The organism is Allobosea sp. RAF48, from assembly GCF_052114025.1.
Classification (GTDB): domain Bacteria; phylum Pseudomonadota; class Alphaproteobacteria; order Rhizobiales; family Beijerinckiaceae; genus Allobosea.
Genome location: NZ_JBFRDZ010000002.1, coordinates 35,840 through 55,578 on the forward strand (window position 1 = coordinate 35,840; position 19,739 = coordinate 55,578).

General features: G+C 65.0%; 17 protein-coding genes. 11 read left to right on the forward strand and 6 right to left on the reverse strand.

Going from position 1 to position 19,739, the window contains the following annotated elements:
• Nucleotides 1-2 precede the first annotated feature (2 nt).
• Nucleotides 3-1,115 carry a hypothetical protein gene (locus AB4Z10_RS03590; protein WP_441469007.1) on the forward strand — a complete coding sequence of 371 codons (1,113 nt, stop codon included), beginning with the start codon at nt 3-5 and terminating at the stop codon, nt 1,113-1,115.
• A gap of 63 nt (nt 1,116-1,178) precedes the next feature.
• On the opposite strand, the gene nadE is transcribed toward AB4Z10_RS03590, so the two are convergent.
• Genes nadE through asnB form a run of 4 tightly spaced genes read right to left on the reverse strand, consistent with a single transcriptional unit; the run spans nt 1,179 to nt 5,981 of the window.
• On the reverse strand, nt 1,179-2,186 hold the full coding sequence (gene nadE / locus AB4Z10_RS03595) for an NAD(+) synthase (RefSeq protein WP_441469008.1): 1,008 nt from the start codon (nt 2,184-2,186) through the stop codon (nt 1,179-1,181).
• Nucleotides 2,183-3,727, reverse strand: coding sequence for a class I adenylate-forming enzyme family protein (locus AB4Z10_RS03600; RefSeq protein ID WP_441469009.1), 1,545 nt, complete (start codon nt 3,725-3,727; stop codon nt 2,183-2,185). Before AB4Z10_RS03600 ends, nadE begins: the two co-directional genes overlap by 4 nt.
• 26 nt (nt 3,728-3,753) lie before the next feature.
• Entirely contained in the window at nt 3,754-4,020 is a 267-nt protein-coding gene (locus tag AB4Z10_RS03605; protein ID WP_441469010.1) for an acyl carrier protein, read from the reverse strand.
• 23 nt (nt 4,021-4,043) lie between these two features.
• On the reverse strand, nt 4,044-5,981 hold the full coding sequence (gene asnB, locus AB4Z10_RS03610) for an asparagine synthase (glutamine-hydrolyzing) (RefSeq protein WP_441469011.1): 1,938 nt from the start codon (nt 5,979-5,981) through the stop codon (nt 4,044-4,046).
• Between the two features lie 787 nt (nt 5,982-6,768).
• On the opposite strand from asnB, the gene AB4Z10_RS03615 reads away from it, so the two are divergent.
• The 10 genes from AB4Z10_RS03615 (at nt 6,769) to AB4Z10_RS03660 (ending at nt 17,585) form a co-directional block, all read left to right on the forward strand.
• Nucleotides 6,769-7,746 (forward strand): AraC family transcriptional regulator, encoded by a 978-nt coding sequence (locus tag AB4Z10_RS03615; protein ID WP_441469012.1) that lies wholly within the window; start codon nt 6,769-6,771, stop codon nt 7,744-7,746.
• 284 nt (nt 7,747-8,030) lie between these two features.
• Entirely contained in the window at nt 8,031-8,273 is a 243-nt protein-coding gene (locus tag AB4Z10_RS03620; protein ID WP_441469501.1) for an STAS domain-containing protein, read from the forward strand.
• Between the two features lie 31 nt (nt 8,274-8,304).
• Entirely contained in the window at nt 8,305-8,667 is a 363-nt protein-coding gene (locus AB4Z10_RS03625; RefSeq protein ID WP_441469013.1) for a response regulator, read from the forward strand.
• A complete protein-coding gene (locus tag AB4Z10_RS03630; protein WP_441469014.1) occupies nt 8,667-10,685 on the forward strand; it encodes a chemotaxis protein CheA in 2,019 nt (672 codons plus the stop codon). Before AB4Z10_RS03625 ends, AB4Z10_RS03630 begins: the two co-directional genes overlap by 1 nt.
• Before the next feature lie 77 nt (nt 10,686-10,762).
• Complete coding sequence (locus AB4Z10_RS03635; RefSeq protein WP_441469015.1) at nt 10,763-11,173, forward strand: chemotaxis protein CheW; 411 nt, start codon at nt 10,763-10,765, stop codon at nt 11,171-11,173.
• A 27-nt stretch (nt 11,174-11,200) separates the two neighbouring features.
• Nucleotides 11,201-13,279, forward strand: coding sequence for a HAMP domain-containing methyl-accepting chemotaxis protein (locus AB4Z10_RS03640; protein ID WP_441469016.1), 2,079 nt, complete (start codon nt 11,201-11,203; stop codon nt 13,277-13,279).
• Nucleotides 13,280-13,362: 83 nt separating this feature from the next.
• On the forward strand, nt 13,363-13,839 hold the full coding sequence (locus AB4Z10_RS03645; protein WP_441469017.1) for a chemotaxis protein CheW: 477 nt from the start codon (nt 13,363-13,365) through the stop codon (nt 13,837-13,839).
• A 23-nt stretch (nt 13,840-13,862) separates the two neighbouring features.
• A complete protein-coding gene (locus AB4Z10_RS03650) occupies nt 13,863-14,738 on the forward strand; it encodes a CheR family methyltransferase (RefSeq protein WP_441469018.1) in 876 nt (291 codons plus the stop codon).
• Complete coding sequence (locus tag AB4Z10_RS03655) at nt 14,735-15,832, forward strand: protein-glutamate methylesterase/protein-glutamine glutaminase (RefSeq protein ID WP_441469019.1); 1,098 nt, start codon at nt 14,735-14,737, stop codon at nt 15,830-15,832. The genes AB4Z10_RS03650 and AB4Z10_RS03655 overlap by 4 nt, the downstream gene beginning before the upstream one ends.
• A gap of 19 nt (nt 15,833-15,851) precedes the next feature.
• Nucleotides 15,852-17,585: a hypothetical protein gene (locus AB4Z10_RS03660; RefSeq protein ID WP_441469020.1), complete on the forward strand. Its 1,734-nt coding sequence runs from the start codon at nt 15,852-15,854 to the stop codon at nt 17,583-17,585.
• Nucleotides 17,586-17,676: 91 nt separating this feature from the next.
• Here AB4Z10_RS03660 and AB4Z10_RS03665 read toward each other — a convergent pair whose 3' ends face one another.
• Both AB4Z10_RS03665 and AB4Z10_RS03670 read right to left on the reverse strand, forming a co-directional pair.
• On the reverse strand, nt 17,677-18,549 hold the full coding sequence (locus AB4Z10_RS03665; RefSeq protein WP_441469021.1) for an amino acid ABC transporter substrate-binding protein: 873 nt from the start codon (nt 18,547-18,549) through the stop codon (nt 17,677-17,679).
• Between the two features lie 59 nt (nt 18,550-18,608).
• Nucleotides 18,609-19,679, reverse strand: coding sequence for an NAD/NADP octopine/nopaline dehydrogenase family protein (locus AB4Z10_RS03670; protein ID WP_441469022.1), 1,071 nt, complete (start codon nt 19,677-19,679; stop codon nt 18,609-18,611).
• Nucleotides 19,680-19,739 lie beyond the last annotated feature (60 nt).

Genomic DNA, 19,739 nt, shown 5'->3' on the forward strand with positions numbered 1-19,739 from the left:
GCATGAGCCAGGTTCGCCCCCTGCAGGTCGCAGATATTCCGGCTGTCGCCGGGCTCTTTCAAAGAACCTTCCGGGACGACAGGAAACCGCCTCCGCCGGCGCTCGAAGCCTATCTGCGCCGGCTGTATCTCGAAGCTCCGCTGTGCGATCCGGATATCGCGTCGCTTGTCCATGTTGCGAGCGAAGGTGACATCTCCGGCTTTGTCGGCGTGAATGTGCTGCCGATGAGCCATGGCCCTCGCAAGCTGCGTGCCGCCATCTGTGGCTCGCTGATGGTCGAGCCGCGGGCGAACGACCCGATGGCCGGCGCAAGGTTGCTCAGAACGTTCCTGGCCGGGCCGCAGGACATCTCGTTCAGCGAGACCGCGAACGCCCTGTCGACGCAGATGTGGACGAGACTGCGCGGTGTCGCCCTGCCCCAATACAGCCTGGACTGGCTCCGGGTGATCCGGCCCTCCGCCTTCGTGCTCGACCTGGCGTCGAGACGGATCGGCGCCGCCCGCTTGTTCGACCCGCTCGCGCGCGGGCTCGATCGCTACCTGCGCGGACGGATGCAGGAGAATGAGCTGCGTTGGACCGGAGTTCCGGAGATCTGGACCAGCAAGGGCCTCAAGGTCACCGAAACCGATCGGGCCGGCTTTGCGGCCCTCATAGAGCCGCTGACGCGCCAGTTCGCCCTCCGCCCCGACTGGAGCGAGGAGCAACTCGCACACATCATCGAAGAGGCGTCCCAGAAGCCGGACTATGGCGCGGCGGTCTTCGCGTCCGTCTCCTCCGCCAACGGGGCTCCGATCGGCGCCTTCCTCTACCATGCCCATCCGGGCCGGGTCGCGCGCGTCCTGCAGGTTCTGGCTGTGCCGGGGCAGGCTGGTTCCGTTATCGACTGCCTGATCGGCCATGCGGCGCAGCGCGGCGCTGCCGGTCTGCGCGGCCGGACGCAGCCCGCCCTGCTGGCCGCGATGCTGGGTCGGCGTGTTGCCTTCACCCAACCCGCCTCGACCGTCGTGCATTCGCGCGACGAGGAGTTGGTGAACGCATTCGTGAACGCGCAGGGCTTCTTCAACGGGCTGGCCGGTGAACACTGGAATCGCCTGGCCGGGGAGCCGTTCGAATAGCCGGCGCCTGGTCGATCGCCGCGCTCCGCAACGACGCCGATAGGCCCAACCGCGGCGCCGGTCTCAGCCGGCGATTTCCGCGACAGGGCGGACGAGTTGCGGGCCAAGGTGGAGATAGCGCGTCGCCCTGCGCTTGGCCGCGATATCGGCCCAGACCCGCTCGACCTCGACCGCCGTCAGCTTCGCGGCGGCGCCGACTTCTGCGGCCGAGATGCCGTTGTTGAGGCCGAAGAGGCAAAGATCCATGCGGTCATAGGGCAGGGAGAAGTAGAACTCCTCCTGCGTCTGCGCGAGGGAATAGGTGTCGGTCGTCGGCGGTCGCCGGCGGATCTCCTCGGGAATGCCGAGATGGGCGGCGAGCGCATAGACCTGGCTCTTGTAGAGATGCGCGATCGGCTTGACGTCAGCGGCGCCGTCGCCGTTCTTCACGAAGAAGCCTTGGTCGTATTCGAGCCGGTTCGGCGTACCCAGCACGGCGAAGTTCAGCCGGTCGGCGTGATAGTATTCGACCTGCTTGCGCGTGCGCTGCTTCATGTTGGTCGCAGCGACGATGCCGAGATAGACCGCTGGCGGCATGCGCAGCTTGATCTGGCGGCCTTCGGGATCCTGAACCACCAGCGAGGAGATGTTGTAGCCGTCGCCTGCGAGCGAATAGGCGATGACGATCTTCGAGGCCCAGCCAGACCCGTAACCGGGCACCAGCTCGCGGATGAAGGCATCGCGCCGCTCGTAGCAGCCCATCGCCTGCAGCGTCGGCCCGATATCCTCCACCACCGCCTCGACGCCGAAGGTCTGGGCGACCAGCCGGCCGAGGCGGAGACTCTCGGGATCGGAGTCGCTTTCCGGCATGAACAGACAGAAGACGTTCTTTGCGCCGACGGCGCGCACTGCCAGCGCGACCGAGACGCTGGAATCGATGCCGCCGGAAAGACCGAGTACGAGCCCGCGCTTGCGCATGCCGCGCAACTGCTCGCGCAGCCCGGTCACGATGCGGTCGGTTTCCGCGGCGTCATCGAGCGTCAGCGTCTCAGCCGAGAAGGCAGGACGGCTCGAGGCAGGCGAGATGTTCATTCCGCCGCTCCCAGCGTTTCGGCCGCCAGCCTTCGGCTGACCTTTCCGGTATCCGTCTTCGGCAGTTCATGGCGGAATTCGATGAGCTTCGGCACCATGAAATCCTCGAGATGAGCGGCGCAGTGGCGGATGATGTCCCGTTCGCTCAGGGTCTCGTCCGAGAGAACGACGACGGCGGCGATGGCGTGGCCAAGCACCGGGTCCGGCACGCCGGTCACCACGGCTTCCGCGATGCCGGGATGCGCATGCAGCACCGCTTCGACTTCCTTCGGGGCGACCTTTTCGCCGCGCGTCTTGATGATGTCGTCCTTGCGGCCGACGAAATAGAGGAAGCCTTCCTCATCCGTCCGAAACAGGTCGCCGGTATGGAGGCGCTTCTCCCAGGGATGCGGACCAGAGCGCAGCATCTGCGCAGTCGCGACTTCGTTGCGCCAATAGCCCTGCATGACATGCGGGCCACGGATGACCAGCTCCCCCGCCACGCCGGGCGGCACGCGGTTGCCCTCATCGTCGACGACGATCGCTTCCGTGTTGGGGATGGCGATGCCGACGGAACCCGGCCGCCGGTTCAGTTCCTCCGGCGGCAGATAGGTGCAACGCTTGCACTCGGTCAGGCCATACATGGAATAGATCCGCACGCCGGGGAAGAGTTCGCGCAGGCGGGCAATGTGCGGGGGCGGCAGGGCCGCGGCGGTGTTCGAGATATAGCGCAAACTCGGCAGGAAGCCCGGTTCGAGATCGCGCATCTGCAGGATCAGCGCCGCCATCGTCGGCACGAGCGGGAAGCCGGTGACCTGCTCAGCGCGGATGCGCTCGAAAATCGCCTGCGGGAAGGCAAAGGATTTCTCGAGGACGAGGGTCGCGCCGAGCCGCATCGCCATCAGCAACTGGTAGAGGCCGTAGTCGAAAGCCAGGGGCAGGACGTTGAGGATGACATCGTCGGGGGTGTTGCGCAGATAGGTGGTGATCGACTCCGCGGCAGCATCGATATTGCGATGCGTCATCATCACGCCCTTCGGGCGGCCGGTGGAGCCCGAAGTGTAGATCAGCATGGCGAGGTCGATGTCGATCCCGCCATGACTGACGGACCCGGGCGCGACGTCGAGACAATCCTCGAAGGAGGCGGCGCCATCCGGCGTAAGGCCCGATGGCGCCTGCGTCGACGCAACGAAAAGCGGTCCGTCCGACAACGCAAGCGCCTGCGTCACGACGGGCATCAGCTTCGCCTGGGTCAGGATCGCCGCAGCCTCGCAATCGCCGATGACATAAGCAAGCTTGTCGACCTTGGTGGAGGCGTTGATCGGGCTGAAGGTCGCGCCCGTCTTGAGAACCGCGAAGATCGAGACGACGGCTTCCCAGCAATTATCCATGAAGACGAGAACGCGGTCGCCGCGCTGCACGCCATTCGCGGCGAGAGCAGCCGCGAGCCGGTTCGACAGGTCGTCCAGCTCGTCATAGCGCAACCGCTTCCGGTCGGTGACGAGCGCCGTCTTCGCGCCATGCGCGGCCGCGCTTGTGATGAGGAATTGCTCGACCCGCATGAACCCAAGACCTGTGCTGCTAGCCGTCAGGCCGTGACGAGCGATGCGGTCTTCAATGCGATGAAGGCCGTGATGCGCGCCAGTGAATCGAGATTGGCCGGCACGATATCGGCGTCCGCGACGGTGATCTGGTAACGGTCCTCGATAAAGGCCACGAGTTCCAGAACGCCGGTCGAGTCGATGATGCCGTTCTCGATGAGCGAGTCCGTATCGGCGATGGCGTGGGTGGTGTCGCCGAACAAAAAGTTCTCGATGACAAAGGCCTTCACGGCGTCTCGGATCGTATCTGTCATGTCTTTCCCTCTCTTGGATGGTGTCAGGCCGCCTTGGCGCTGCAGCTGCCTGTGCCGGTGAAGGCCTTCAGCCAGAGTTGCGTCGACAGGATGCCGACGAAGGCCGCATTGTCGCGAAAGCCGGAGGCCGGGTGGCGACTGCATTTCTCATGCAGCTTTGCCACCGCCTTCGGATTGAAGAGCCCGCCGGCGCCGATCTCGGCTTCGCTCAGCGCCGTCCGGACATAGTCTCTCGCCCCCGCCCCGACGAAGGATTGGCTGTCCGGTGCACGATAGGGTTGCTTGGGTCGCCTGCCGATCGCAGGCGGCAGCAGATCCTTGGTCGCTTCCCGAAGAATATGCTTCTCCACGAGCCCCTTCAGCTTCATCTCGGGAGGAAGGCCGGCAGCGAACTCGACCAGACGATGGTCAAGGAAGGGAAAGCGGCCCTCGATGCCATGGGCCATCGCCATGCGGTCGCCCTGGCTCGACAGGATATAGCCGGGCAGAAGGAAGCGGGCTTCCAGATATTGCGCCTGGTGCAGGGGGTGCCAGCGGGCGAAAGCCTCGGGCAGCCGCGCGGCGAGGTCCTCGGCCGCATCATATCCCGACAATGTCGCACGCAGGTCGCCCGAGAAGAACAGTTTCGTCGCCGCCGTGCCGTCGAGCCGCGCGCGATGGGAGAACAGCGGGTCGTCGAGCCCCGTGCCGCCCGCCCCGAAGAAGGATGCCAGATATTCGGCCGATTGCTGCCTCAGCCCCGGCAGATAGGGGTAGAGCTTGCGGAACAGATGCGGCCGCATGCGGGAGCCGGGCTGCCTGGCGCAGAAGCGACGAACCCGGGCCTCCTTGAAAATGTCGTAGCCGGCAAAGATCTCATCGGCGCCTTCGCCGGTCAGCACCACTTTCAGGCCGGATTCCCGTACGAGGTGCGAGAGCTTGTAGAGCGGCGCGGGGGCGGTCCTGAGGATTGGGCGCTCGGTGAAGCGGATGACGTCGGGAAACACGGCGGCGATGTCGCCTTCGCCACAGGCGACGGCGCTATGATGCGTGCCGAGCGCGCGGGCCATCTCGAGCTGGAAGGCGCTCTCGTCATGTTCGGCGCTGTCGAAGGTGACCGAGAAGGTTCTGAGGCCCCCCGGCGCCCTGCCCGCCGCCAACGCCGATGTGATGGAGGAATCGAGGCCGCCCGAGAGATAGGAGCCGACCGGCACATCGGCGCGCATGCGGATACGCGTCGCCTCCGTCAGCAGGGCGCGCAGTTCCTCGGCCACGGCGCGCTCGTCCCGATGCCGGGACGGCGCGTCCCGGTCCGGATAGGCCAGACTCCAATAGGGCCGCGTCGAGACGCTGCCCTCCTGCACGATCATCAGGCTTGCGGGTTCGAGTTCGTAGATGTCGCGGAAGGCCGTGCGTGGCGCGATCGGGGCCCAGAGCGTAAAGATCTGGTCGAGCGCGACCGGATCGAGTTCCGCCACGACACCCGGGACCTGGAGCAGCGCCTTGACCTCCGAGGCGAAGTAGAGGCGCTCGCCGCGCCGGGTATAGAAGAGCGGCCGGACTCCCATGCGGTCGCGCGCCAGAACCATGCGGCGGCGGCGGCCGTCCCATATCGCAAAGGCGAAATCGCCATTGAGCATGGAGACGCAATCCTCCCCCATCTCGTCATAGAGATGCAGGATCACTTCGGTATCGCTGGTTGTCCGGAACTGGCGGCCTTTGGCGCGAAGCTGCTCGCGCAGTTCCACATAGTTGAAGATCTCGCCGTTGAAGGCGATCGTCAGTTGGCCCGTTGCGTCGGACATGGGCTGCTGGCCATCGCCCAGCCCGACGACGGACAGCCGCGCATGGCCGAGGCCGGCTGCTTTTGCAGTGAAGAACCCCTGCTCGTCGGGGCCGCGATGCGCAATGGCGGCCGTCATCCTCTCGAGGAGCGTCCTTCCATCCGGGACGGTCCCGAAATAGCCGCCAAAACCACACATGCCGAGTTATTTCCAAGTCTATCAGCGCGACTCGGACTATAGCCAGCAAGACACCGAGAGGCGTTAAACATCCCGGACTATTCGCAGGAATGGTAAATTTTGACGCGCCGTCACAGGCGCTTTTTCTGCGTATGCGCAGGTCTGCCAAGAGGTGTCGTCCAGGGCAACGCAAAGGAACATGGTTCTGTCGCGCAAGCCGCGTCTTCGCATTTGGAGGCGCAATGCGCGAGGCCGCGCGCGGGACAGGAACCATCAACTCGGAACCGCCAACCGGCGATGGACCGGAGGACCGCGCGTAGCGACCTCATCCATATCCCCATGGCGCGGGGCCTCATCGATCCGCCGGCTGTCGCCGACTGGTCAGCCGCCAAGGCTGGCTTGGCAGCTGGCGATCACCATGGATGTCGCCGTCCGCGTCGAGACGGTCGAGGAGGATATGCCCCCTTCGGCAGGCCTGAATCGTCAAGGGCCATCAAGGCCCGCGGCTTGCCGGCGGTAAGTTCATCGCCCTGCTGATCGCTCCCGGCATCAAATTCGCTTCCACGGCAAGGGCCTGACTCGACAGCGTCTTCGTCGAGCGCATCCGGAAATCGGCCAAATACGAGGAGGCTTACCTGCGCGCATACACCCGCACGCTCGGGATTGTGATGCACATACTACTCGAATTTCGATATTTAATACAAATTATCAGGCGCCGATTTTGGATGGCTCCTGACGAAATACTCAATAATTACAAATTTGAATCGAGCATTAATTTATATATTTGATATGTATTTAGGATATATACGTGGATATTATCAATAATACATTCATCAATATCAACCTTCCTGCAGTTGAATCCGAGGATCTGATCTTATCATACGAACGCATATTGGGGTATCACTTTCGAACTGAAGAAAACGCGGACAGATCCGGTAGCAACAAGCTCCTATCGATCAAGATCGCCAACACGACGATCATGCTGTCGAGGGTGTCGCAGAGCCTCGAAGGAGCCTTCGTCGATTGCCCGGACAACATCACCGCCATCTTTGTCCTATCGGGGGATGTGCGCCTCGAGGTCCAAGACGGGCTCCTGACTTGTCGCAGGGGCGACGGAGTTGCGTTGAACACCTCCTTGGCGCGGCGAGTGACCTTCTTGGCGGGAACCGAGTTCTGTATGTTCAAGGTCCGGATCGATGACATCGTTCCGCTCTTGGAAAGACTGGCTGGGCGCCGGCTCGATGAGCAGCTTCAGATCGCCACCAGCTTCGACATCCGTCAGGGGACGGGCTATGTGCTTGCCGCGATTCTCGCTGCGACCGTCGCCGGATCGTCGGGCGGCAGAACTCCGGAGATCTCGCCCTGCGCCGCCGATTTCCTGCAATCGAGCTGGGTCGCGCTGGTGCTGGAAAACCTTCCCCATAATTACTCGCGGGGCATGTCGCACGGGGGCACGCAGAATGCTCCCCTGCAGATCAGGCGAGCTGTCGACCACATCCTCGCCCATGCTCACGAGGACATTACGGTCCAGGATGTAGCCCACGCGGCGGGGGTTGGCCTTCGAACGTTGCAGCAGAGCTTCCGAAAGGTCCTGCGGACGTCGCCGCAGGAATACATCAAGGCCGCCAAGCTCCACGGCGCGCGCCGCGAGCTAGAGGATCCGCATTCGCAACGCTCGGTAGAGGAGATCGCGCGCCGGTGGGGCTTCGCCAACCGCGGTCATTTTGCCGCGCAGTATCGCCGACTTTTCGGCGAGTTGCCGTCAGAGACTCGTCGCGCACGGTGAATGCTGTTGCCCACCGAAACGGGAAGCCCCGGCGGCTCCGACGCCCAAATTGCGCGTATGGTAAACGCGGAGTTACGCAACTACTCCACTGCGACTCCGGGAGCGCACGCACGACACGCTCGGCGAACAACCGTAAAGAATTGTATAATATTCGTCGCAACTCCCTTAATATGTCATCAATCTAGTTCGTAAGACATGTGCATCCGGATGATGTTTTCATTGGGAGAGCACTGAGTATGCCGCAGGCGATACCGGAATCGATCGCAACACCGGTTCGGCTCAGCATGCCGCCGGATTGTTCGATCAGGGGCGTAGGCGCCGTCGCGGAAAGGATGCGCGACCTGCTTGCCGCAGGCCAACCCGCCGAGATCGACTGCGCGAACATCGAGGCCGCCGACATCACCTTCGTTCAGCTCGTTGTCAGCGCCCGCTGCAGCTTCGCTGCGCGCGGGCTGCGGCTGACGATCGAAGGGGCCTCCGCGGCCGTTGTTTCGGCCTTCGCCCGCACCAGCGTTTCACTGGCGTAAACACCCGCCTTCTTTCCGGAAAGTGATGATTATGGCCAGCGTTCTGACGGTGGATGATTCTCCAAGCATTCGGCAGATGATCAAGCTCGTCCTTGGCGGCGCCGGCCATCAGGTAGCCGAGGCTGGCGATGGCGCCGATGGGCTGGCCAAGGCGAAGGCGCAGCGCTTCGACCTCGTGATCACCGATCTCAACATGCCGGTGATGAACGGGCTGGACATGATCCGCGGCATGCGGGCGCTGCCCAGCTTCACCGGCGTGCCGATCGTCTTCCTGACGACCGAATCCAATGAAGTGATGAAGCAACAGGCCAAGGCTGCCGGCGCGACGGGCTGGATCACCAAGCCCTTCAAGCCCGAGCAGCTTCTCGCGGTCGTCGCCAAGCTGGTGCGCTGATGCAGGAGCTCGATCCGGCAGAGATCTTTCGGCAGGAAGCCGCCGAACTGCTCGAGACGCTCGAGACGGTGCTGCTAGACCTAGGTCAGCGACCAAACGAAGGCCATCTCGTCGATGCCGCCTTCAGGGCCTTGCATACCATCAAAGGCTCCGGCGCAATGTTCGGCTTCGACCGCGTTGCCGCCTTCACCCATGATTTCGAAACCGCCTTCGACCTGATCCGCAAGGGCCGGATCGAGGCGAACCATGACATCGTCACCGTCGCGCTCTCGGCCAAGGACTACATCCGGATCCTCATCGAGGATCCCGACTCCACAGACGAGATCATCGGTGAGGCTATCGTAGCGGGATTGCACCGCCTGGTCGCAGGGCTCGGCGACGCTCCGGCGGCGGCGAATGCGCCGACCGCGCCTGATCTGGCGCCGGGTTGGCTGATCGACATCGCTTTCCTGCCGGACGTCCTGCGCAACGGCACCAATCCGCTCAACCTGCTTGATGAACTGCGCGACCTCGGCCCCTGCTCGGTCACCGCCCATCTCGACGATGTGCCCGATCTTGCTGCGCTGGATCCGGAAGGCTGCTTCATCCGCTGGCGGGTCGCACTGAGTGCTCCGTGCCCGCGCGAGGCGATCGAAGACATCTTCACGTTCGTTCGGGACGAAATGACGCTCGCGATCACGCCGCTCGACGCCGGCGCATCGCAGGAGACGGTGACTGCGTCCGGCGCCGTCACCGATGCGGCGGCAGCTCCCGCATTGGTCACGCCCACCCCCTCGGCAGCAGCCAAGAACAAGCCGGCGGCCGGGAAGATCGAATACAACCGCCGGGCGGACGACAAGAGCTCGACCGTGCGCGTCCAGGCCGAACGGCTGGACGAACTCATGGACCGTGTCGGGGAGCTGGTCATCGCCCAGGCTCGCCTGTCCCAGCTGGCCCATGCCAGCGAAGACCTTGCGATCAAGGCCATCGCCGAGGAGATCGAGAGGCTCGCCTCTGGCCTGCGCGATACGACCATGGGCGTGCGCATGGTGCCGATGGGCTCGCTCTTCGGGCGTTTCCGGCGTCTCGTCCACGATCTCTCGCGCGACCTCGCCAAGCCGGTCGAGTTCGTCACGGTCGGCGAGGACACCGAGATGGACAAGACCATGATCGAGCGCCTCGCCGACCCGCTGGTCCACCTCATCCGCAACGCCATCGACCACGGCATCGAAAGCCCCGAGCGCCGTGCCGCGATCGGCAAGCCGGCGAGCGGCCGCATCGAGCTCTCCGCACGCTATGTCGGCGCCCAGGTCCTGGTCTCCGTACAGGACGATGGCGGCGGCCTCGACACAGATCGCATCCGCGGCAAGGCAGAGGAGCAGGGACTGCTCCAGGCCGGCGCCAGCCTCTCCGAACACGACATCCATCAGCTCCTCTTTCACCCCGGCTTCTCGACGGCGCGGACTGTCTCGGCACTGTCCGGCCGTGGTGTGGGCATGGACGTGGTGAAGCGCACCATCGAGGGCATGCGCGGATCGATCGACCTGGCCACCATCCCGGGCCATGGTTCGGCCATGACGCTGCGCCTGCCGCTGACGTTGGCCATCATCGATGGCCTGCTGATCCGGGTCGGCGAGGGGCGCTACATCATCCCGCTCTCGGCGGTCGAGGAATGCATCGAGCTGACCCTTGCCGACGAGAACCGCTCCAGGGCGCGCAGCTTCCTCAGCGTGCGCGGAGAGCTTGTCCCGTTCTTGCGGCTGCGCGAGCAGTTCGGCGCGGTGGGCGAGCCGGACCCACATCCCAAGGTCATCATCATCTCGACCGGCGAGGTCAGGGTCGGACTCGTCGCCGACCAGATCATCGGCAGCCACCAGACGGTGATCAAGTCGCTGTCGAAGCTGCATGCCGACGTCACGATGTTCTCGGGCGCCACCATTCTCGGCGACGGTTCGGCGGCGCTGATCCTCGACGTGGCCCAGCTCGTCGGGCTGGGGCAAACGCAGGCCGAAATGGGCAAGATGACGGAGGCGGCGTGATGATGCGGACGCAAACGCCCCCCATGCGGGCCGGCGTCTCTCCGGGCCCCGCTTCGCGCGGCGCCATGAAAGCCCTGATGATCAGCCTCGGCCCGGAGATCTTCGCGATCGAGACCGAGATGGTCCGGGAGATCATCGACCCGGTCCCGCTGACCCGCGTCGCAGGAGCCCGTCCGCATCTGCCCGGGCTGATCAATGTCCGCGGCAACATCATCCCGCTCGCCGATATGCGCGAGCGCTTCGGGATGCCGCAGATCGAAGCCACGCCCGACACCCGCATCGTCGTGATCGAGGTCGAGATCGACGGCGACCCCGTCACGCTCGGCATCATCGCCGACAAAGTCTACGAGGTCACCGAGATCTCGCAAGACGATACCCAGACGACTCCACGATTCGGCATGAGCTGGCGACCTGAATACATTCGATTCATCACGAAATGGAACGGCGAATTCATCATAATTCCCTGCATATCGACCATATTGATTTAAAGAAATCGACGCAGATCGGGGCCACACATGCGATTCACCATCAAAGCAAAGCTTGCGACGTCGTTCGGCGTCATCATCGCCCTTTCGGTCACCGCCAGGGGCCTTGCCTACAATCGCCTGGCAGAGATGGAGGAGGCCCAGCAGCGAATCTTGCGGCAGGCCAAGCAGGTCAGCCTGCTCGGTGATCTTCAGGCGGAATTCGAAGGCCAGGTCCGCTCCGAGAAAAACGTGATCCTGGCGTCCGAAGGCCGGGACATCGAGGCTTTCGCTGCCGATGTTCTTCAACGGCGGGAGAAAGCCGGCAAGATCATCGCCGAGCTCGAGCAGAAGGCCAGCGATCAGGGCAAGATGCTGCTCGACAAGATCGTCGGCACCCGAAAGACGCTCGACACGGTTCAGGACGAGACCATCCGGCAAGCGAAGCTCAATTCCGGCAACAAGGCCGAGGCTCTGTGGACCGCGCGCGGTCTTCCTGCTCTGAACGCCCAGAACACCGCTTTGGACAGCCTCGCCCGCGATCTCGCTCAGCAAGGCGGCTCGGCGCAAGAGGCGGCGGCGCGCCAGGTTCTGATGATGCGCTATCAGACCGCTCGCGCGCTGCGGATGACCTATGAGATCTTCACGGCGACCACCGAAAGCGAACTTGCCGCCCGCAGCGCGGCCGCTTTGACCCAGACGGAACTCCTGCGCCCGGCCACCGCATCGGCCCTGTCCGCGCTGAAGGAGGCCGGTCTCTCGATCGGGTCTCTCGAAGCCCAGTCCGAGCAGTTGCAGACGGCCATGAGGAGCGCCATCGAGGTCGCGCGCGAAGGCGGGAACATCAAGGCGACGCAGCTCAGCAAGGGCGACGGACGCAACGCACTGAACGCCACGATCGCGGCCATGGATCAGTACAGCACCTTCGCCGAAAAGCGGATGGGCGAGATCAACGCCGACGCGGCCGAAGTGGCGAGCCTCGCCAAGATGTTGCTGGTCGCGATCGTCGCCATCTCGGCCCTGATCTCGATGGTCGTCGCGACCTGGATGGCGCTCGGCATCAGCCGCGGTCTCGCCGGTGCCGTCGGCCTCGCCAATGCCGTGGCCGCGGGCGATCTGACCCGCACGATGAGCGCCCGCAGCAATGACGAGGTCGGCGACCTGCTGACCGCATTGAACGGCACCGTCGAGAGGCTGCGCGAGGTCGTGTCCGACGCTTTGCGCGCCGCCGAAAACGTCTCCGCCGGCTCGCAGGAGCTGTCGGCCAGCGCCGAGCAGCTTTCGCAGGGCTCTACGGAACAGGCCTCCTCCACCGAAGAGGCCTCGGCCTCGATGGAGGAGATGGCGGCGAATGTGAAGCAGAACGCCGAGAACGCCAGCCAGACCGAGCAGATCGCGGCCCAGTCGGCCAAGGACGCGGAGGCCTCGGGCATCGCGGTCGGCAAGGCGGTGGACGCCATGCAGACCATCGCCTCCAAGATCACCATCATCCAGGAGATCGCGCGCCAGACCGACCTGCTCGCCCTCAACGCGGCCGTCGAGGCCGCCCGGGCGGGCGAGCACGGCAAGGGTTTCGCCGTCGTCGCCTCCGAGGTCCGCAAGCTCGCCGAGCGCAGCCAGGCTGCCGCCGCCGATATCGGCACGCTGTCGACCGATACGGTCAAGGTCGCGCAGGAGGCCGGCTCCATGCTCGCCAAGCTCGTCCCCGACATCAAGAAGACCGCAGAGCTGGTCGAGGAAATCACCGCCGCTTGCCGCGAGCAGGATGTCGGCTCCGCGCAGATCAACCAGGCCATCCAGCAGCTCGACAAGGTGACGCAGCAGAACGCCGCGGCTTCGGAGGAAGTCTCCGCGACGTCCGAAGAGCTCGCGGCTCAGGCCGAGCAGCTCCAGACCGCCATCGCCTTCTTCAAGATCGATGCAGCCGGCACCGGTGTGGACCGCGCGGTGGAGCAGCTCAAGGCGCAGGCGAGCAAGATGAAGGCCGCCTCCACCCCGAAGGTTGCCAAGCCCGCGGCCGGCAAGGCGCTTGCGGCCAAGCCTCACGCGAAGGCGGCCTCCGGAGGCTTCTCCTTCGATCTCGACGACGCCCACGATGCACGGGACGCAGAGTTCCGCCGCGCCTCCTGAAGACGAGCGGGCGCTCCGCTTCGGCGGAGCCGCCTTTCCCGCCGGCTGCCGGCGCCTGACGACTTCCCCCTGCGGAGACGGCATTGACCCAGAACGCACAATATCTGACGCTCGGGATCGACGGCGAGTCCTTCGGCATCGACATCGCGCATGTGCGAGAAATCCTCGACATGCGGCCGATCTCAAAGCTCCCGCACGCCCCCGACTTCCTGCTCGGCATGATCGACGTGCGCGGCACCGGCTTCCCGATCGTCGATCTTCGCACCAAGCTCGGCCTTCCGCGCGTCGCGCCGACGGAGGCGACGCGGATCATCATTCTGGACGTGCCGCTGGACGGCCGGACTCTCGGCGTCGGTTTCGTCGCCGACCGTGTCTTCGAGGTGACGAGCCTCGATTCGGCGCAGACCGACGCGCCGCTCGACGTCGGAGGCCGTTGGCAGTCGCACTACATCGCCGGTCTCGGGCGCAAGGGCGAAGCCTTCGTCATCGTCCTAGACCTCGCACGGCTCATGGCAGGTGCCGGGGTCCCCCCTGATGTCGACGCGAGCGAAGCCGCGTGACGGCCCCGGCGACGACAGAGCCCATGGGCGACCATCTCAAGGAGCGGCATTTCAATGCCATCGCGAGCCTCGTCGAGCGCAATGCCGGCATCAAGCTCCCGCGCACCAAGCGCACGATGGTCGAAGGTCGCCTGCGCAAGCGGGTCCGCGCGCTCGGCCTGAGCAGCCTTGCGGACTATGGGCACCTGCTGTTCGAACGCGGCGGCCTGGACAAGGAATACGTGCACCTGATCGACTGCGTCAGTACGAACAAGACCGACTTCTTCCGCGAGCCAAGTCATTTCACGTTCCTGTGCGACACCGCGGTGCCCGCACTCCGGCGCCTGCACGGCCCCCGTCCGACCAGGCTCAAGATTTGGAGCGCTGCCTGCTCCATCGGCGCCGAGGCCTATACCATCGCGATGCTGCTGCAGGACCTCGCGAATGCCACGCGCGGAAGCACTGGCGAGCTGAGCTTTTCCATCCTCGGCACCGACATCTCGACGCAGGTTCTCGCCGCGGCACGCACCGCCATCTATCCGACCTCCTTCGTCTCGCCGATCCCGGCCCCACTGCAGCAGCGCTATCTCATGCGGGCCCGCAACCCGGCGCAGGACACGGTGCGGATCGCTCCCGAGCTGCGTCGCAGGGCCCGCTTCGAGCATCTGAACCTGATGGACGAAGCCTACCCCTTCGATCGCGACATCGATGTCATCTTCTGCCGCAACGTGCTGATCTACTTCGGCCGCCGGACCCAGGCCGAAGTGCTGTCGCGACTGGTGTCCCATCTGCGTCCCGGAGGCTATCTCCTGCTGGGGCATTCCGAATCCATGGCGGGAGCCGGGGTGCCCGGCCTCCACTCGGTCGCGCCGACCGTCTACCAGGCGAAACCGGCCGCCCTCGGGAGGAGCGCAGCATGACGCGCAAGCCCATACGTGTCCTCGTCGTCGACGATTCCGCCTCGGTGCGGCAGGTGCTGAGCTCGATCCTGTCGCAATCGCCCGGCATCGAGGTGATGGGCACGGCCGGCGATGTCTACGCGGCGACCAGGCGCATGCAGAACGAAGTGCCGGACGTGCTGATCCTCGACATCGAGATGCCGGGGATGGATGGCCTGACCTTCCTGCGCAAGATCATGGCGCAGCGGCCGATCCCGGTGATCATCTGCTCGACCCTGACCGGCACCGGCTCGCCCACCCTGTTCGAGGCGCTGGAAAGCGGGGCCGTCGAGGTGCTGGCCAAGCCGCGGATCGATACCCGCAACGCGCTGCTGGAGACCGCCGACCGGCTGCGCCATGCGGTCCATGCCGCCGCGCAGGCCAAGCCGCGACCTCGGGCCCCACGGCCGGTCATGCAGATCGAAGCGAAGCTCACCGCCGACGTCATCATGCCGCCGCCGCTTTCCGGCCGGTTCCATGCGCGCACGGATCGCATCGCCTGCATCGGCATCTCAACCGGCGGCACCGAGACGTTGCGCGAAGTGCTGGAGGCGCTGCCGGCCAATTGCCCCGGCATTGCCGTCGTCCAGCACATGCCGGAGAAGTTCACGGCCGCCTTCGCGCGCCGGCTCGACAGCATCTGCGCCATGGAGATCAAGGAAGCGGAAGACGGCGACGAGATGAAGATCGGCCGCGTTCTGATCGCGCCCGGCAATCGCCACATGCTGCTGCTGCGGGTGGGGCAGCATTATCGCGTCGCGATCAAGGACGGTCCGCACGTCTCGCGTCACCGCCCATCGGTGGACGTGCTGTTCCGCTCGGCGGCGCAGTACGCCGGCGGCAACGCGCTTGGCATCATCATGACGGGCATGGGCGACGACGGCGCACGCGGTCTCCTGGAAATGCGCAAAGCCGGGGCGCGGACGCTGGCCCAGGATGAGGAGAGCTCGGTCGTTTTCGGCATGCCGAAGGAGGCGATCGAGTTCGGCGCGGCCGAGCGCGTCGTGCGCCTCCCGCTCATCGCGCAGGAGATCATGGCGTGGCCGCAGGCGGTGAACGCCGCCGGTCCCGCATAGCGGCATGCGTGAGGATGCGATGAACGCTCCAACAGAACGTCTGATGCGGCTGATCAGGTCATTGGAGGATCACGCCGGCTCGGTCGATGCGACCTTCGCGGTTGCGGGCCGCGATCTCGGGAAGGGGCTGAACCTCTTCGACACCTTGCAGGAACGGTTGAGCGCCCTCTCCGGCCGGCTTTCCGGCGACAGGATCATCGCGGCGGACGCCGCGCTTGCACGCCTTGCCGACGATCTGCGCCCGCTGCGGCAGACGCTGGCCGAGGAGACGCGCTCCCTGGTCGACATTGCCGTACATAGCGCCGCCGCCGGCCAGACTTGGGAGAAGCTGGTCGAGCATATCCGGCTGATCACGATCATCGCCCATTACGCCCGCATCGAGTCGATCTCGATTCAGGGTGTGGGGCGCGACTTCGGCGACTTCGCCAACGAGATCTTCGAGCTGACGACCCAGGCCCAGCGTACGATCGAGGCCTGCGCGCGCGAACATGACCGGATGAGCGCGTTGCTGGCCACGGCGCTGGCTTCCCAGCGCGAATTCGAGACGCAATATGGCGCTGCGCTCTCGTCGCTCTCCGACAAGCTCTCGCTCACGCTGGCCGAGGTCGAGGATCGGCAGCGCAGCGGCATGACGCTCGCGAGCGAAGCGGCGGCGCGCTCCGGCAAGATCGCCATGGCGGCCGGGATGGCGATCGTCGCCTTGCAATCCGGCGATAGCATCCGTCAACGGCTTGAGCACGCGACCGCGGGGCTGCACTTGGCGGAGATCCTGGAGGACGGCCGCCCCGCCGACGGGCTGCCGACGGAGGCCCTGTCCCACGCCCGCGACCTGCTGCTCAGGATCGAGGCGGCACAGCTCGAGGCGAGCGCCGCCACTCTCGGCGAGGACGCCGAGCTGATCGAGCAGAACCTGCTGCTCTTGCGTGACGAAACCATGGACCTTGTCGACCTCGTCCGGTCGCTCTACGGGGCGGGCGGCGCGGATACCGGCTCCTTCATGGCGCAGCTCGGGGCCGATCTCGCCCACGCGTCGGCGCTTCTGGGCAAGTGCAACAGCGCCCGCGCCGGCGCCGACCAGGTCGCACAGGCGTTGACCGCGCTGCTCGACACTTCCCAGCAGACAGTCGATGCGCTTGCCGCGACCGTCTCGAATATCGTGCTCATCGGTACGAATGCCAGCCTGCGCGCCGCGCGCGTCGGCAGCAACGGCCGCAGTCTGGTCATCATCGCGCACGAGCTGAAACTCGCCGCCGACCTCGTCGCCAGCGTCTCCAGTCGCCTGCCGGCGATCTTCGAGCAGATGCAGCGGGCCGCCGGCGAGCTGAAACGCCAGGATCGCCTCGATGCAGCACATTTCGGCGCGCTCGATCGCGAGATGAGCACCGCGCTCATCGTCGTGCAGGAGACGGCCTCGGAGCTGGCTTTGGAGCTCAGCCGCCTGATGCGCGAAGGCGCGGCCTTCGGCAAGGTCGTCGATCAGGCCCGGCTCGGCTTCTCTGGCGCGGCCGCGACGGGAGAAGCCATCGGGGCGGCCGCACATGCGGTTGCAGCGATGGCCTCCGACAAGCCCGCCGTTCCCGCTGAAATGAACGAGCTCGTGCGGGGCTGGCTGAACGGCACCGTGTGGCCGCATTACACGATGGCGATCGAACGGACGATCCATTGTGGAGTGATAGAGCGCGTCTGGGACCCGGCGGCGCAAGTATCGACGGCGGAGCCGGCTTCCGATGATGTCGATGCCCTGCTGTTCTGAGGTCCCGAGAGCGACGGCGCCGCCGAATTCGGCAGCCTAGCCGGCCATGCGGACCATGGCGGGTTAGGCTTCTATCCGGCGACGGTCGCGTTCACTCGGCGTAGGATTGCGTCGCCCAGGCCGCCTTCAGCTTCGGGCCGACATGGGCCCCCAGCGGCCCGAACCACTTCATGTACAAGGCCTCGGCCTCGCCCGACTTGAACATCTTGCCCATCGTGTGATTGACGATCCAGAGGATGGTCGGATTGAGCTTGGGCACCATGAAGCCCTGCGGCGCGTAACCATATTCGTCGCCGACGATCTCCAGCGCATCTGGCTTCTTCGACTGCTTGATCAGCCCGTAGAACGCCCCGTTGTCGCTGAAATAGGCATCGGCCCTGCGGGTTTCGACAGCGATCAAGGCGGCGGCATGGTCATCGACATTGATGACGCGCAGGTTGAGCTTGCGCTCGGCCACGAGCTTCTTGAGATCGGGTTCGCTGGTGCCGCCCGTCGCCACAGCGACGATCTTTCCGTTGAGGTCGTCATAGTTCCTGATGCCCGAGCTCTTGAGAACCAGGAGCTGGCTCGCCGAGACGTGGCTGACCGACGAGAAATCGACCTGCTTGTTGCGGCCGAAGGTGTTGACCGTTCCCTCGCATTCGAGATCGATCGTTCCGTTGGCGACGAGTGCCTGGCGATTCTGGATCGTCATCGGCACGTATTTGATCTTGATCTCCGGCAGGTTCAGCTCGGTCTTGATGTCGTCGATGATGCGCTTGCAGAACTCAACCGCGTAGCCCGTCGGGTTCTTGTTGTCGTCGAGATAGCTGAACGGAAACAGCGCCTCGCGCACGCCCATGGTGATGGTCTGGGTGTCGCGCAATTTCTTGACGATCGCGTCGACCTCCTGGGCCCCGGCCGCTGAACTCGCCAGATTCAGGGCCAGAAATGCGCCTGCAGCTGCGAAAAGATGGAATCTCATAAGCTCTCTCCCGTTTTGCGATCGCTCGCCTGGTGCCCGCCCTCGATGGAGGACGGTATCTAGAATCCGTCCTTCGCCCGCGCGGCCAGTTCCTCGCGTGTCATCACGTCGAAGCCGAGCGCGGGCAGCAGTTCGTTCTCGCGGGTGAAGTCGCGCCCATAGGCGGCCGACAGCAGGGTCAGTCCCGCCTCGTGCAACGTCGCCGGCCGCCCGATGAGCCCTCCGAGCAGCACGGTGGGCAACAATCCGTAGGGCGCATCTTCGAGAACATAGCGGCTCTCCAACGTCGCAGGGCCGAAACCGCCCTTCCCGCGGCCGTGCAGCTCGGCGTTCATCTCCGCGATGCTGGCGACCGGGAGCTGGTAGGAATAGGCATAATGCTCGTGGATCGTCCTGACCGAAACGCCAAATGCTTCGGCGATGGCGAGCCGCTCAGCATCGAGCGCTTCCATCACGCGCCCAACCGCGGGCGTGACATTCTCCGCCTGGCCCCAGCTCTCGCCGCGCTCCATCCGGGTCAGGTTGAACAGAGCAATCGCGAGATGGTTCTGAGGGTTGAGATTGCTCAGCGCGATCGCAAGCAGCCCTTCGCGGAGGACGAAACGCTCGCCGAACAGAGACGTGCACAGCGCCAGCGCTTCGGCCGACGCGTCCTGCGGCACCGTCGCGAGATCGATCTTCGAACGCAGCGAATTCACGGCGACCTCGGTCGGCGAAACCTTGCGGCCGGTCGTCAGCGTCGTGCCCCATGCGATGATCGGCGCGTGGATCTTTCGGGCTGCCAGCAATCGCGAAAGATACAGCGCACCGAAAGAGGCATGCGAGCTGATGATGACGGGCTGCCCTTCCCTCAGATGAGGCGCGATCGCATCGAACGCCATCTTGTGGGCGTAGCCCGGCATCGCGAGCATCACGACGTCGGCAGTGGCGACGGCGTCCGCGGCATTGCCAGCGATGCGCGGGTGGAAGCTGGTTTCGATCGCGGCCGTTGCGCGCAGCGGCGCGCCGGCTGCAAGCGCCTCCGTGCTCCGACCTGACGGCGACCAGAGCATCGGATCATGCCCCATGACCGATAGCTGGGCGGCGGCACCGCAGGCAGCCGCCCCCGCACCCAAGATACTAACGCGCATATGAAATCGCCTCTTCTGCTAGGAACGGCAGCCCGCCAAAAATGAGGCCCGCCGCTTCGG

Bases quoted from the DNA above. Each gene is read 5' to 3' on its own strand.
- AB4Z10_RS03640 (WP_441469016.1), top strand. From the start codon at position 11,201: ATGCGATTCACCATCAAAGCAAAGCTTGCGACGTCGTTCGGCGTCATC.
- AB4Z10_RS03650 (WP_441469018.1), top strand. From the start codon at position 13,863: ATGGGCGACCATCTCAAGGAGCGGCATTTCAATGCCATCGCGAGCCTC.
- AB4Z10_RS03630 (WP_441469014.1), top strand. From the start codon at position 8,667: ATGCAGGAGCTCGATCCGGCAGAGATCTTTCGGCAGGAAGCCGCCGAA.
- AB4Z10_RS03655 (WP_441469019.1), top strand. From the start codon at position 14,735: ATGACGCGCAAGCCCATACGTGTCCTCGTCGTCGACGATTCCGCCTCG.
- AB4Z10_RS03605 (WP_441469010.1), bottom strand. From the start codon at position 4,020: ATGACAGATACGATCCGAGACGCCGTGAAGGCCTTTGTCATCGAGAAC.
- AB4Z10_RS03620 (WP_441469501.1), top strand. From the start codon at position 8,031: ATGCCGCCGGATTGTTCGATCAGGGGCGTAGGCGCCGTCGCGGAAAGG.
- nadE (WP_441469008.1), bottom strand. From the start codon at position 2,186: ATGAACATCTCGCCTGCCTCGAGCCGTCCTGCCTTCTCGGCTGAGACG.
- AB4Z10_RS03625 (WP_441469013.1), top strand. From the start codon at position 8,305: ATGGCCAGCGTTCTGACGGTGGATGATTCTCCAAGCATTCGGCAGATG.
- AB4Z10_RS03635 (WP_441469015.1), top strand. From the start codon at position 10,763: ATGATCAGCCTCGGCCCGGAGATCTTCGCGATCGAGACCGAGATGGTC.
- AB4Z10_RS03590 (WP_441469007.1), top strand. From the start codon at position 3: ATGAGCCAGGTTCGCCCCCTGCAGGTCGCAGATATTCCGGCTGTCGCC.
- asnB (WP_441469011.1), bottom strand. From the start codon at position 5,981: ATGTGTGGTTTTGGCGGCTATTTCGGGACCGTCCCGGATGGAAGGACG.
- AB4Z10_RS03670 (WP_441469022.1), bottom strand. From the start codon at position 19,679: ATGCGCGTTAGTATCTTGGGTGCGGGGGCGGCTGCCTGCGGTGCCGCC.
- AB4Z10_RS03660 (WP_441469020.1), top strand. From the start codon at position 15,852: ATGAACGCTCCAACAGAACGTCTGATGCGGCTGATCAGGTCATTGGAG.
- AB4Z10_RS03665 (WP_441469021.1), bottom strand. From the start codon at position 18,549: ATGAGATTCCATCTTTTCGCAGCTGCAGGCGCATTTCTGGCCCTGAAT.
- AB4Z10_RS03600 (WP_441469009.1), bottom strand. From the start codon at position 3,727: ATGCGGGTCGAGCAATTCCTCATCACAAGCGCGGCCGCGCATGGCGCG.